This window comes from Roseibium litorale, from assembly GCF_014842915.1.
Lineage (GTDB): Bacteria > Pseudomonadota > Alphaproteobacteria > Rhizobiales > Stappiaceae > Roseibium > Roseibium litorale.
This window is the reverse complement of record NZ_JACYXI010000003.1, coordinates 1-13635: the sequence shown is the minus strand read 5'-3', so window position 1 is coordinate 13635 and position 13635 is coordinate 1. Positions and strand designations below refer to the sequence as shown.

The following is a 13635-nucleotide window of genomic DNA, read 5'->3' as shown; positions in this document are numbered from 1 at the left end:
AGAGACAATATGCCGGTCAAATCTGAGGCAGACGGAAATTCTCGAAAATCGCGGCAAGCGCCGTGTGCGCTTCTTCCCTGTGGTTGCGGGCAGCCTCCCTGGCCGCATCCACATCCCTGGAAAGAATAGCAGACAGCAGTTCCCTGTGAACCTCTACGCCGTCAACCGGCGCCTTCATCAAGCGCAATAGGACCAGGCGTCCGCGCCGGACCTGATTGACGAGGCTCTCCAGGTAGCCCGCGAGACGTGAGTTTCCAGACATCCGGGCCAGCGTCAGGTGGAACATATCGTCAGCTTCAATCCACGCTTCCAGATCGCCTGTCGCGGATGCCTCTTCCATGGCATCGAGAATAGACTCCAGCTTTTCAACGCAGACCGTGTCCAAGGGCTGACTTGCAAGACGCCCGGCGGCGACGGGTTCAAGAACGAGCAGCAGTTCATAGATATCTCTGAAATCCTGGGGGGAAAGGCCCAAAATCCGCGCACCCCGCCGGGGAATAAGCTCCACCAGTCCATCCGCCTCCAGACGAATCAATGCCTCACGTACCGGTGTGCGGCTCATTCCCAAACGGTCCGCAATATCCGGCTCCGGAGCCTGAAAGCCCGGCGGCAACTGACTGCTCAGAATCTCTTCCTTAAGGCGATCATACGCATTGTCGACACGGGTTGTTTTGTTTCTGGGTTCCATCAGACGCGCAAACCTTAGGTAAAAAACAAGCGCACGGAACACGTCAGGCGCCTATGGGCCCCTGCCATTTATTCCGATGCAAATTCAGCCTTCGGTTATCTGTTCTGCCGGGAATTTGGTTAGCGAGAGTTAAAAAGAAACTTCGCATTTTATGTATACCGCTAATAATCCGGCTTATGTGGAAAATTGTGCATACATTCATTGAGGTGAAAAATAGTCTAAAAATATAAATCCAGACAATAGGAGAGATTAAAGTACAATTTTATTCAAATCTCATAGCAAAGATAAAAAATAAGTGGCGGAATCTATAAAGACGCCGCCACCTAAGGATTCATACCGGACCAAACGCGGACCCGATTACATAAACTCGATCAAACGGACCATCAGTGCTCAGCCGGCGTCACCATCGCGGAGATCGTGTCCTGTACGGTCAGAACACCGACCGGCATGCCCTTCTTGTCGATCACATTGGCTTCCGACTGGCCGGTATCGGCAAAGTGCTTGGCCGCATGTTCAAGACGCACACCGCGCGGAATAGTCAGGCCATCTGGAAGGGTACGGGATTTATCCATGATCGTGTCGACCATGATCACGCGTCCCCGGTTCACTTCCTTGACGAAGCTGGCGATATACTCATCCTGCGGCCGCAGGACAATTTCCTGGCCAGTTCCCTGCTGGATAACCTCTCCATCGCGAAGGATGGCAATCCGGTCACCAAGCCGCAGAGCCTCGTCCAGATCATGGGTGATGAAGACGATCGTTTTGTGCAGCTCCTTCTGCAGGTCCAGCAAAACGCTCTGCATGTCCATCCGGATCAGCGGATCCAGCGCGGAGAAGGCCTCATCCATGAGCAGGATGTCGGAATCATTGGCCAGCGCCCGGGCTAGGCCTACACGCTGCTGCATGCCACCTGAAAGCTGATTGGGATAATAATCCTCATAGCCCTCGAGACCGACACGGGTAATCCACTTGGCAGCCCGCTGTTCGGCCTCTCTCGAATTAACGCCCTGGATCTCCAAGCCGTAGACGGTGTTCTTCAGAACCGTGCGGTGCGGCAGCAGCGCAAATTTCTGAAACACCATAGCTGTCTTGAGCCGCCGGAACTGCCGGAGCTCCATCTTGGACATCTTGCAGACATCCGCATCGCCATAGAGCACTTCACCGGTGGTCGGCTCGATCAGGCGGTTGATGTGCCGGATCAGGGTGGACTTTCCAGAACCTGAAAGCCCCATCACAACCTGGATTTTCCCCGCTGGCATGGAGATGTTGATATCCTTGAGCCCAAGCACATGATTGTACTTTTCGTTCAGTTCGGACTTGGACATCCCTTCCTTGACCTTCCCGACCAGCTCAGCACCGTCCGGACCGAAGATCTTGTAGAGCCCCCGGATGTCGATGCTGACCGACGCATTGGGCCAGCGCTATCGTCGGCTTGGAGCGCAAGACGATCCGTTATAGCACCCCCGTCCACCGGAGACGACGCTGCATAAATTAAATGCTCAGGGCCTCAACCGCTTGCTCCCACAGCACCCCCGATAGATTAACACAGTTGGTCAAAATTGTAATCGCAACTGGATGAAATTCCAGTGGTAGGTCAGAATGGAGCAAACAAAATGCCGATAGGGCTGTCTACTGGATGCTGAACCAGTCGAAATAGAAAGCTTTGCCAATAGACGTCTAAGCTGCTTGACTATAGAAAAGAAAAGGCTGCAAGCTCTGCTTCGCGGAACAATTTTCCGGATGATGCACACAGATCAACATCTACATCGCCTACCGACGCAGCCCGGATCACATGCTCCTCCATCTGCAACAGCGCATCGAAGTCCTGCCGGATTGCTTCAAGCTCGGCTACAAGGTTGAGACCATTCGTCCAGAAATCCTCGATACCATGCGACGTACTATCCCCCGAAACGAAGACCCGGCGCGCGTGCCTCAAACGCATCCTTTCCAGGCGCGCTTTGGCGATCTTTGGCCATTGGATCAATCCGAGCGGGTTTTCATCGCTGGCGAAATCGCGGCTGATACATTCGATCTCGCCGCTCAGAACATAATCAACTCGACGAGTTACGAACCACGCTACCATCAGCAAAGCATCTATTAACTTGCCCTGCGCCAGCGCAAGCGCTGGATTCACGAACGACCCACTCGGAGCAACATCGATTTTGCCCTGGCCTTCGAAAATGAGCGGATTACCGGTCGATTTCATCAATCCGGTCTGGATCTCGAGCGCGAGTTCAGAAAGGGCTCCGGAATAGGCGGCGATAATTTCGTTTGAGCTGCGCATTGAAACGCGCCCCTGCGTATCGTCGACCGCCTCAGGAGCACCGTCATGGATGAGACGGAACAGATCCGGCAGCATTGAACCGTCACTGGGCCAGGGAGCCACCCGCCGTACCGGAAACAAGCTATGAAAACGGCAGGTATTGGATACGAACCTCAGCCAGTCCGAGTTAAGCAAAGTGAAAATCCACGCGGCGGCACCCACATGAACGAATGCTCCGTTGATCAGCGCCATGCCCTCTCCGGCCTGCAACCGATAGTCGGGAAGGAGCGCCAATGTCTGACGGCTCCAATGGGCGCCCGGCACTACATCCCCTGAGGAATAGGACAAGTCACGAGGAATGGACGGAGAATAGGTCGGCTCACCGAGTAGACCAAGCAGCAACTCAAAGAACCGGTCCGAGACAAGCGTTCCACCGAAAGAAATGCTGTAAGCCTTGGCGAATGACACGAAAATACCGGTCGTTTCCGGAAAATAGTCGCCGGTTGGCAGGCAATGGTTTTCAATCAGGTCGGTCTGATAGTTCGCGACATAGTCCACCGTAGGCGTCTCACCCTCCCTGTGCCCGGGAAAGGTGTTCAGACCGTAGACCTTTTCGCGCTCATCATAGCCCTTGAAAAAGGACGTATACCGGTGCCGTACGATGGCAAGTCTCTCACAAAGTATCGGCCCAACTCGCCGTTCCTGACATTCGGAAACGAAACCCCGCAAATCGTCTAGGGGTATCGGTGCGGCCATTGCGTCACTCCTCGCTTCGGTAGGAGGCATATATTGCGCCAACTACTAGTATCAACGCAAAGATATTGGTCGTCACATTGAAATCGATCCATGAGAAAACGTCGTGAAGCCCGTATATCGCGTTCTTCCGCGGACTGCTGGAGAAGGCAAACAGGTCAACGAGCAATTGGAGGACTTGTAAAGAAGCGAGAATGACCAGGAAAAATTTGACAACACGGCGGTCAGAGCGGCCGACGAAATAGCTCCTGCGCTTGATTCGCGCTTCGACGATGACGTCCCTTCCCTTGATGACATCGCAAATCCGCGAGATACTGAAAACTTGGCACAAATGAACAAAATGAGTCTTCCGGACATGCTGAAGGGACAACTCGACATCAATTAATTCATTCTCGATGTAGCCGATGAAATCTTCCATCCGGCTGTATCGCCTTATGAGTTTTTGAAGCTTGTTCTTGTTGTTCTCCAGCGAGATCAGCCGGAAGATCTGATTTTGGTTGGCGTTCATGATATCGAACAGGCAGAAATAGTATTGTGCAATGCTCGAAGCGAACAGGAACTGGTCGAGCAGATCGTCCCTGGAAATAAAACTGGTTCCGACGTGAAACACCGAGCCATCCCGATCATGAACGCCGTTCTTCACCAGCTCGTCGTACCGCAGCAGCGCGGCACACCCGTCGTTCGCATCGACATCCTGTTTCGAGAAAACCCGGTGCGTCCAGAAACAGGATGACAAGGTCTCGTCCCATCTTGGAAACGGATGCGCGTTCAAATCGGAAAAGACTTCAAAGCGCCGCGCAGGACGCAGCACCTTGATTTTATTTCTCTTTCGGTCAAATGCGCTCATTTTTTCGAGATACAGCGCAAGAAATTCGTTGTTGATCGTCTCACAAATGCATTGGCCGATGTCCGAGAAGAAGCCCTCAAACTCCCCGGCAACCCCATCAGCTTTTATGTTTGTGGGCGAAAAAGAACCGCAGATCGACAGCACGGCGATGGTATTGTCGTAGAGATCCACATAGGCACGTTCGATCGAAAATCCAGACAAGCCAAGCCTAAGCTGCGTTTCAGGGGCAAGCCCGCCGATTTTCCTCGCCACCGCCGCCGGATCAAGCGTTAGGACCAATACCGGCCGGCTGAACCAAGCGAGTTGATCTTCGTCGAGGCTACGAAATCCCAGCTTGGACTCACTTGTTCCGGCATCAATCAGGCGTGCGCTCAATATGTCTGTTGGCAACGTGATCTGACGAAGGGCTGCGTCCATGACCGCGAAAGCCTCATTCCGGTGAACGGAAACAGCTTCCGTTTCCAAATTCAATAATGTTCTAAACGGCGTGCTAAGCCCGAATTTCACGTTTGCGCTCCTGTACATAACCGAACCGTCAATGATATCTCCTGACATTAAAGACGATTGTCGATTATGGTCACCCCTTTTTGTCGCAGCGTCATGTCTTTTCACAACAGGGACTTGAAATCATGCGCTCCTGTTTCCACCTCGCCTACCATGTCACGGATCTTGATGAAGCCCGCGCCTTCTACGGCGGCTTGCTTGGCTGCCCGGAAGGCCGCAGCACCGGGACCTGGGTCGACTTCGATTTCTTCGGCCACCAGATCTCCCTTCATCTTGGAGAACCCTTCAAGACCACGAACACCGGCAAGGTCGGTGACCACATGGTGCCGATGCCCCATCTGGGCGTGGTGCTCGGGATGGATGACTGGCAGTCCCTTGCGGATAAGCTGACCACTGCTGGCATTGAATTCGTTCTGCCGCCCTCCGTCCGCTTCAAAGGGGAGCCGGGTGAGCAGAGCACCATGTTTTTCCGCGACCCCTCAGGCAATCCGATTGAGGTCAAGGGGTTCAAGGACACGTCCGGAGTTTTCGCCGCATGACCCGGATCATTCCCTTTGTCACCCGCAGCGGCAAAAGCGAGGCGGCCGGCTGGCTGACCGCGCTGAACGGCGTCCTCGCGCCCCATGCCGAAATCCGGCTGCTTGCGGACGTCAGTCAAGCCGACCGGCAGGTTACCGAACTCGCAATCGTTGCCAATCCGGATCCGGCCGAATTGCTTTTGCTGCCGAATCTCAAGTGGGTTCAGAGTCTGTGGGCGGGCGTTGAGCGGATGGCCGCAGAGCTTCCTCCTTCCAGCCTCAAGATCGTCCGTCTGGTCGACCCCCAAATGGCAGAAACCATGTCGGAAGCCGTTCTGGCCTGGACGCTCTATCTCCACCGGGACATGCCAACCTACGCAAGGCAGCAGGCCCAGCAGCGCTGGCAGGAGCACGATCTCAAGCTGCCGGAGGACCAGACGGTCACGCTACTTGGCCTCGGCCACCTGGGAGCCGCCGCCGCGCAACGTCTCAAGGCCAATGGCTTTACCGTTCAGGGCTGGAGCCGGAGTGAGAAGACGCTGGATGGCATCAGGACCTTCTCGGGCGAGGCAGGCCTGAAACAAGCCTTGGCCACGACGCACATCGCCGTCGTGCTGATGCCCCTGACCAGCGAGACCCGCGGACTTATGGGCAAGGAAGCCCTCGCAGCGCTGAAGCCGGGCGCGAGCCTGATCAACTTCGCCCGTGGGCCGGTCATTGATGACAGCGCCCTCCTCGAAGCCCTCGACAATGGGCACGTGAAGCATGCCGTTCTCGATGTCTTTGCGACCGAGCCTCTTCCTGCCGGTCACCGCTACTGGACTCATCCGTCGGTAACGGTGCTGCCGCACATCTCCGCCCCCACGATCAAGAAAACCGCATCCCAGCTTGTGAAGCGCAATGTCATGGCCTTCCTCAACACGGGAGAAATTCCCGCGGCCATCGACCGCAGCCGGGGTTATTGAGGAACGAGGCCTTCGGGCAGGATCAGCGCAAAAACACCATTTGGTAAAATCTGAAACCAAAAAGACCCGCGCAAACCTGCGCTGGGCGAGCTTGATGACAAACCCAAGTCTCCAGGATTTTTCTCCGTGCCGTCCCGGCCTTGAGCCGGGACCTGTCTAAAAATCCTATTTCTTTCAATGGAATAAATAGACGATAGATCCCGGATCTTCGCTTCGCTACGTCCGGGAAAGCGCGGTGGTGGGGTTTGTCAGCAGTCTGACCCCGCGCAGATTTGCGCGGGGCTTTTTGTCTTCAGAAAGGCTGGACCAATCAGCCCATGGCCCAGGGGCCATGATAGCCCTTGCCATCCTTGTCGGTGCGCTCGAAACCGTGGGCGCCGAAGAAATCGCGCTGTCCCTGCAGCATGTTGGCGGTCGAGCGGCCAGTGCGCATGATGTCGAAATAGGACAGCGCAGACGACAGGGCAGGAACGGCCAGGCCGTTCAGAGCGCCAAGAGCCACCACCTGACGCAGGGCGCCGTGGGTTTCCTTGAGCTTGTCTGCGAAGAACGGCGCAAGCATCAGATTGCGGGCCGGATCTTCGGCCAGCGCGCTGGCCATGTCGTTCAGCATGGCGGAGCGGATGATACAGCCGTTGCGCCAGATCTTGGCGATTTCCGGCAGCGGCATGGCCCAGCCATACTGCTTGGCAGCTTCCAGAATCAGGCCGAAGCCCTGCGCGTAGCAGACGATCTTGCCGGCAACCAGAGCGGACTCCAGAACGGAGGTGGCAATGGCGGCCTTGTCGAGCGCTACCGGGGCCGCACCGAACACAGCCTCGCCTTCCTTGCGCTCAGCAATTCTCGCCGACATGTTGCGGGCGGCGACGGCCGCCTCGATGGCGCTGGCAGGCGTACCCAGCATCAAGCCCTCGATGGCCGTCCAGCGGCCGGTGCCCTTCTGGCCAGCCGTGTCCAGGATGATGTCGAGCATCGGTTTGCCGGTGTCCGGATCAGCCGTATTGGCAACCTTGCCGGAAATCTCGATCAGGTAGGACTGCAGAATTCCGCCGTTCCAGGTCTCGAACACGGAACCGATTTCAGCGGAGGTCATACCGAGACCGTCCCGCATCACGCCATAGACTTCTGCGATCATCTGCATGTCGGCATATTCGATGCCGTTGTGAACCGTCTTCACCAGATGACCGGCACCAGCTGCACCCAGATGGGCAGCGCAGGGCGTACCTTCATGCTTTGCGGAGATCGCTTCCAGGATATGACCAACCTGTGTCCAGGCATCAGCCGGACCGCCAGCCATGATGGAGGGACCGAACCGGGCCCCCTCTTCACCGCCGGAGACACCGATACCCATGAAGCGCGGGCCTTTGGCAGCGGCTTCCTCATCGCGGCGGTTGGTGTCGTGATAGTTGGCGTTGCCGGCATCGATGATCAGGTCCTGCGGATCCAGAAGAGGACGGAGCGCTTCGATCTGCGCATCCACAGCCTCGCCTGCCGGTACCATCAGGATGATCGCGCGCGGGCTCTTGATCGCCTTGATAAAATCTTCAAGCGTCTTTGCTGGAACCAGCTTTTCCGCAAGCGGGCCAGCCTTCGCCATGAACTGATCGGTCTTGTCCGTGGTGCGGTTGAAGACCGCGATGGAAAAACCATTCTCAGCAATGTTCAGCGCCAGGTTTCCCCCCATGGTGCCAAGGCCGATCAATCCGATCTCGGCAGTCGCCGTCGTTGCGGACATGGAAAGCTCCTTTCGCTTCTTGTTCGATCTCGCGTGTTCGCTGGCAGCGTAATATCCCAGTTTGCTCGCAGTCCGCAATTCCACAGAACGCCCAAAGAGTTCGCTTTTTCAATTTCACGGCCCAGAAAAGCGCGAGCCCGGCACCTTCCAGTACCGGGCTCCAATTGCAATCCAGGATGCGAAAATTACTTCCGACCACGGTTCATGGCAGCGGCAAGTGCGGCTGCCATGGCGTTGTTGGCGGGAGCTGGGGCATTGCCCGGCTTGCCGCCGCCGGAACCACCGCCGGAACCCGTGCCGCCAGGTCCACGGCCGCCCGTGCCCCGGTCATTACGATGCCCAGCCTGGCGGTTGTCCGCTGCGCGCTCGCGCTGGCCCTGATAGTCTACGTCTGATTTCATGGTCATGGAGATCCGCTTGCGCTTCACATCCACTTCCAGGATCGTCACTTTCACGATATCGCCAGCCTTGACCACCTTGTGCGGGTCATCAACGAACTTGTCCGCCAGCTGCGAGACGTGAACCAGACCATCCTGGTGAACACCCACATCCACGAAAGCACCGAAGTTGGTGACGTTGGTCACCGTGCCTTCCAGCTTCATGCCCGGCTTCAGGTCGGAGATTTCCTCGACACCATCGGCAAGGGAGGCTGTCTTGAACTCCGGACGGGGGTCACGCCCCGGCTTTTCCAGTTCCGACAGGATGTCCTTCACGGTGGGAAGACCGAAGCGCTCGTCGGTGAATTCCTTTGGATCAAGTCCGCGCAGCACCGAGCTGTCGCCCATGAGCTGGCGCACGTCTCGGCCGCAGGCCTTCACGATGCGCTTTGCCAGCGGATAGGCTTCCGGATGTACGGAGGAAGCATCCAGCGCCTCCTCGCCATCATTGATGCGCAGGAAGCCTGCGCAAAGCTCAAACGCCTTGGCGCCAAGACGGGGCACTTCCTTGAGCTGCTTACGGCTGGTGAACCGTCCGATGCTGTCACGATGCTCGACTACAGCGCGGGCAAGACTATCCGACAGACCGGAAATGCGCGACAGAAGTGCCGGAGACGCCGTGTTGAGATCGACGCCAACCGCGTTCACCGCATCTTCCACGACGGCATCAAGGGCTCGGGCAAGCTTGGTCTGGTTGACGTCATGCTGATACTGGCCAACGCCGATGGATTTCGGCTCGATCTTCACCAGCTCCGCCAGCGGATCCTGGAGACGGCGGGCGATGGAGGCAGCCCCGCGCAGGGACACGTCGATGCCCGGCATTTCCTTGGAAGCCAGCTCGGAGGCCGAATAGACCGACGCGCCGGCTTCGTTGACAATCACCTTGACCGGACGGCTGGCGGGTGGAATGTCGCCCAGAACCTCGGCAGTCAGACGGTCCGTTTCGCGGCTGGCGGTGCCGTTGCCGATGGCGATCAGCCCCACCTTGTGCTTGGCGATCAGCGCCAGCAGCGTTGCCCGTGAACCTGCAATATCGTTGCGCGGCTGGAACGGGTAGATCGTTGCCGTGTCGATCAGCTTACCGGTGGCGTCGACAACAGCAACCTTGACGCCGGTCCGGATGCCAGGGTCGAGGCCCAGTGTCGCCTTGGCGCCAGCAGGTGCCGCCAGCAGCAGATCCTTCAGATTCCGGGCGAAGACCTGGATCGCCTCCTCTTCCGCCTTGTCGCGCAGGTCCCCCATGAGATCCAGTTCGATATGGAGCGCCAGCTTCACCTTCCAGGCCCAGCGCGCAACATCCATCAGCCACTTGTCGCCTGGACGGCCCCGCTCAGCGATACCATAGGTGTCGGCCACCAGCTTTTCGGCGGGCTTCACCGGCGACACATCATCCGCATCCACGGTCAGATCAACGGAAAGAACACCTTCATTGCGGCCACGGAACAGCGCCAGCGCACGGTGGCTTGGGATCTTGGAGAGCGGCTCGGAATAGTCGAAATAGTCGGCGAATTTTGCACCCTTCTCACTCTGGCCATCGATCAGTTTGGACTGAACAACGCCCTTTTCCGCGACATAGCGGCGGAGCTGGCCAACGAGAGCAGCGTTTTCCGCAAAGCGCTCCATCAGGATCTGGCGCGCGCCATCAAGAGCTGCCTTGGTGTCGGCAACGCCCTTCTCTTCGGAGATATAGCTGGCAGCTTCCTGTTCCGGGTCCTTCGAAGGGTCACCCAACAGCGCGTCGGCCAAAGGCTCAAGACCAGCTTCCCGGGCAATCTGCGCCTTGGTGCGGCGCTTCTTCTTGAACGGCAGATAGAGATCTTCAAGAACAGACTTGGTGTCGGCCAGAGCAATGCTCTTGGCCAGCTCGTCCGTCAGCTTGCCCTGCTCCTCAATCGACTTGACGATGGCAACGCGCCTGTCTTCCAGCTCACGCAGATAGATCAACCGCTCTTCAAGTTTGCGCAGCTGGGTGTCGTCCAGGCCGCCGGTTGCTTCCTTGCGGTAACGGGCGATGAAGGGAACCGTCGAGCCTTCGTCCAGAAGCTGGACCGCAGAGTTTACCTGCGTCGGCTGGCACCCGATCTCATCTGCGATCTGCCGCGCAATGCGGAGGGCAACATCCGGGGCAAGGGCAGACGCCTTGGTGCCGGGAGCAGAAAGGGTCAGGTCAGAGAACTCGGACATGCGGCGTTTCCATGTTGTCGTATCGTGAGGCCTGCCTGCCACCAACGGCGGCAAGCCAAGAACGGGGACGATAGAGCCGCCAATCCAGGCGATAAAGAGACAGGATCGCGAAGTCCACGGAAATAGGAGCAGCACAGCCTGAGCTCCGGGAGCCCCTCACGATGCCGAAACGTAAACTACCAAGAGGAAAAGCAGAAAGATCCCCATACTCCGGAAAGAAACAGTGATTTCTAATTACAACTTTTGTATTGGTATTAATACATAATATCAAATCAAGGATACCGTTGGAGTTATTATAATTTTAATTCCCAGCACTCATATTCCGAAATTAATTTCGTAATTCTTCGAGACGCTGCGGAGTAAAAGATGAGATTTGCCATCAAGGTAAAACTGCCTGCGATTATTGTTGGCCTTGCGCTGGTGAGCGCTGCGACAATGGGGTTCATCGGATGGAGCGGCGCGCGCACCGCACTCTCTGATGCGGCAGAAACACGCTTGATGCTGGCGGCAGATGCCCGGAAAGACCTTCTAGAGGCGTCAGCACGGCGGATATCCCTGAGCTTTGTCAATTTGGCTGAGGACAAGCTGGTCATCGCGAGTATCAAAGATCTCGACAAGAGCATCAACACCGCAAAAGAGCAGGAAAAGAATCTTGCGTATTTCTCAGGCGCTGCAGAGGAAGTTCTTGAGAAGGACGGCGCGGACTCCGACACCATGTATGGCTACCGGCACGCAAAAGTTCACCCTGCACTTCTTGAAGCAACCCGAAGGGGTGGCTTTGCCGATATCCTGCTCCTCTCTCCAACAGGTCAGGTCGTTTACTCCGTAACCAAAGGCGCGGACTTTTCACTCTCACAGGATAACTCTGACGTCGCCGCGAGTGGCCTAGGCAAGATATATCAAAAGATGACAGCCAATCCTGGCACCTTGGCTTTTGAAGACTTTGACCATTACAGTCTGGCGGGCGGCAGCGAAAGCGCCTTCCTCGGCCAGGCGCTACAGCGGAACAGCAACGGAGCAATGAACGCGGCGCAAACGGTGGAGCTGGCTGGCTTTCTTGTCATCCGCCTCAGTCCCTCCGTCTTCAACGCAGTTCTCTCAGACCGCAAGAACCTTGGAGAAACAGGCGAGACCATCGCGGCCGGGATGGACGGCCTCCTGCGCACGGCCACTCCCGGAGGAGAGGCGGTAGCCGGTGATCCGGTCGCAAAGCTTGGTTTCCAGAGCCTTCCGTCTGCCGGGGAAGAAGTCCTCTACATGAGAAACGGCGTTCCCTACCTGTCGACAACGAGCTCTGTCGATATCTTTGACAGCTCATGGCTGTTGATCGCCTCACAATCTAAAAAGGAGGCCTTGCAGGCTGTCAACGACATAAGCGACACCATGCTCATGGCCGCCGTTGGCCTCCTGATCGGAACTGTCCTGATCGGCTTGTTCGCTGCCCGCGGGATCACGAAGCCTCTAGCCTCCCTGACGAAGACCCTGCAGGTCATGGCTTCAGGAGAAAGCGATGTTCCGATTGCCGGCGCGAACCGAAACGACGAGGTCGGCGACATTGCACAGGCAGTGGTCGGCATCCGAGAAATGACGGAAGCGGACGCGCTGAAGCGCCGGGAGGCGGAAGCACAAGAACACCAGCGCCAGGAAGAAGAACGTCGTGAGATGACATCTCAGCTGGCTCGGGACTTTGAATCAAAAGTCGGCTCTGTCGTCGAAACATTCGTCGAAGCCGCCGCAGCCCTGGAGAAATCCGCTGAAGAAATGGCGGTCATTGCAGAACAGAGCAGCGACCGCTCCAATGCCGTTGCAGAAGCCTCGGATCAGGCCAGCGGCAATGTCCGGTCCGTTGCAGCGGCCTCAGACCAATTGTTCAGCTCGATCCGCGAGGTCTCGCAGCTCATCCAGAGATCCGGCGACATTGCCAAGGACGCAGACGAACACGCAGCCTCCACCAATAACATCGTGGAGTCTCTCGCAGGCACAGCTGCCCAGATCGGTACGGTGGTCGACATCATTCAGTCCATCGCCGAGCAAACCAATCTTCTTGCCTTGAACGCGACGATTGAAGCTGCAAGAGCGGGAGAAATGGGCAAGGGTTTTGCGGTCGTTGCAGGCGAGGTCAAGAGCCTCGCCAGCCAGACGGCGAAGGCAACCGAGGAAATTGCGGGACAGATTTCCGACATGCGTGGAGCAACCCAGAATGCGGTTGACGCAATCCGCAAGATCCGTGCTGTTGTTGGTGAGATCGGCAATGCCGTAGGGTCAGTTGCCGCCGCTGTTGAGGAGCAATCTGCCGCCACCAGCGAAATCGCACGATCCGCGCAAAGCGCCTCGGAAGGCACCAGCAGCGTGTCTGCGAACATCGGCGACGTGCGCAACTCCGTGGAACGGACCGATAGCGCCGCTGGCAGTGTTGCCGAGCAAGCGCGTAAACTTGGCCAGGAAGCAAGCGGCCTGCGAGACAGCATGTCCAGCTTCATCAAGCAGATCCTGGCCGCTTGACCCGCGATTGACCGGCGGGCACCAACAGGCCCGCCGGTTGCGCTCCCGGTAATCTCCGGCTGACGCCAGCCTCCCTCCCGCAGAAGTGCTTGCCACTAGACCGTGCGGCTTCTAGAGCGTGTCGCGTTTAATCACTTTGATATCCCGCCGCTTTGAGGAAGTTGTAGCACTCCTCCTCGGGGAAGAGATTGCAGACGTGCCCGACGGCATTCCACAGGTCTTCATAGGTTCTGGCGGCA

At 57.2% G+C, this 13635-nt stretch carries 9 protein-coding genes; 3 read left to right on the top strand and 6 right to left on the bottom strand.

The window, feature by feature from the left end:
- Nucleotides 1–16: 16 nt before the first annotated feature.
- The 4 genes from IG616_RS06115 to IG616_RS06100 form a co-directional block, all read right to left on the bottom strand.
- Entirely contained in the window at nucleotides 17–688 is a 672-nt protein-coding gene (locus IG616_RS06115; protein ID WP_192147266.1) for a GntR family transcriptional regulator, read from the bottom strand.
- Between the two features lie 383 nt (nucleotides 689–1071).
- On the bottom strand, nucleotides 1072–2085 hold the full coding sequence (locus tag IG616_RS06110) for a betaine/proline/choline family ABC transporter ATP-binding protein (protein WP_192147558.1): 1014 nt from the start codon (nucleotides 2083–2085) through the stop codon (nucleotides 1072–1074).
- Between the two features lie 293 nt (nucleotides 2086–2378).
- Complete coding sequence (locus IG616_RS06105) at nucleotides 2379–3707, bottom strand: aromatic amino acid lyase (protein ID WP_192147265.1); 1329 nt, start codon at nucleotides 3705–3707, stop codon at nucleotides 2379–2381.
- A gap of 4 nt (nucleotides 3708–3711) precedes the next feature.
- Nucleotides 3712–5058, bottom strand: a complete 1347-nt coding sequence (locus tag IG616_RS06100) for a hypothetical protein (RefSeq protein ID WP_192147264.1) — start codon at nucleotides 5056–5058, stop codon at nucleotides 3712–3714.
- 122 nt (nucleotides 5059–5180) lie between these two features.
- On the opposite strand from IG616_RS06100, the gene IG616_RS06095 reads away from it, so the two are divergent.
- Together IG616_RS06095 and IG616_RS06090 are read left to right on the top strand one after the other, a co-directional pair.
- Nucleotides 5181–5594 carry a VOC family protein gene (locus tag IG616_RS06095; RefSeq protein ID WP_192147263.1) on the top strand — a complete coding sequence of 138 codons (414 nt, stop codon included), beginning with the start codon at nucleotides 5181–5183 and terminating at the stop codon, nucleotides 5592–5594.
- Nucleotides 5591–6538 (top strand): 2-hydroxyacid dehydrogenase, encoded by a 948-nt coding sequence (locus IG616_RS06090; protein ID WP_192147262.1) that lies wholly within the window; start codon nucleotides 5591–5593, stop codon nucleotides 6536–6538. Before IG616_RS06095 ends, IG616_RS06090 begins: the two co-directional genes overlap by 4 nt.
- 310 nt (nucleotides 6539–6848) lie before the next feature.
- On the opposite strand, the gene gndA is transcribed toward IG616_RS06090, so the two are convergent.
- Together gndA and IG616_RS06080 are read right to left on the bottom strand one after the other, a co-directional pair.
- Nucleotides 6849–8273, bottom strand: coding sequence for an NADP-dependent phosphogluconate dehydrogenase (gndA, locus tag IG616_RS06085; RefSeq protein WP_192147261.1), 1425 nt, complete (start codon nucleotides 8271–8273; stop codon nucleotides 6849–6851).
- A 185-nt stretch (nucleotides 8274–8458) separates the two neighbouring features.
- Nucleotides 8459–10894 carry a Tex family protein gene (locus IG616_RS06080; RefSeq protein ID WP_192147260.1) on the bottom strand — a complete coding sequence of 812 codons (2436 nt, stop codon included), beginning with the start codon at nucleotides 10892–10894 and terminating at the stop codon, nucleotides 8459–8461.
- Between the two features lie 366 nt (nucleotides 10895–11260).
- Between IG616_RS06080 and IG616_RS06075 the strand changes: the two genes are divergently transcribed.
- A complete protein-coding gene (locus IG616_RS06075) occupies nucleotides 11261–13396 on the top strand; it encodes a methyl-accepting chemotaxis protein (RefSeq protein WP_192147259.1) in 2136 nt (711 codons plus the stop codon).
- The last annotated feature ends 239 nt before the right edge of the window (nucleotides 13397–13635 follow it).

Coding starts and splice junctions, on each gene's coding strand:
- IG616_RS06075 (WP_192147259.1), top strand. CDS start 11,261: ATGAGATTTGCCATCAAGGTAAAACTGCCTGCGATTATTGTTGGCCTT.
- IG616_RS06105 (WP_192147265.1), bottom strand. CDS start 3,707: ATGGCCGCACCGATACCCCTAGACGATTTGCGGGGTTTCGTTTCCGAA.
- gndA (WP_192147261.1), bottom strand. CDS start 8,273: ATGTCCGCAACGACGGCGACTGCCGAGATCGGATTGATCGGCCTTGGC.
- IG616_RS06095 (WP_192147263.1), top strand. CDS start 5,181: ATGCGCTCCTGTTTCCACCTCGCCTACCATGTCACGGATCTTGATGAA.
- IG616_RS06090 (WP_192147262.1), top strand. CDS start 5,591: ATGACCCGGATCATTCCCTTTGTCACCCGCAGCGGCAAAAGCGAGGCG.
- IG616_RS06080 (WP_192147260.1), bottom strand. CDS start 10,894: ATGTCCGAGTTCTCTGACCTGACCCTTTCTGCTCCCGGCACCAAGGCG.
- IG616_RS06115 (WP_192147266.1), bottom strand. CDS start 688: ATGGAACCCAGAAACAAAACAACCCGTGTCGACAATGCGTATGATCGC.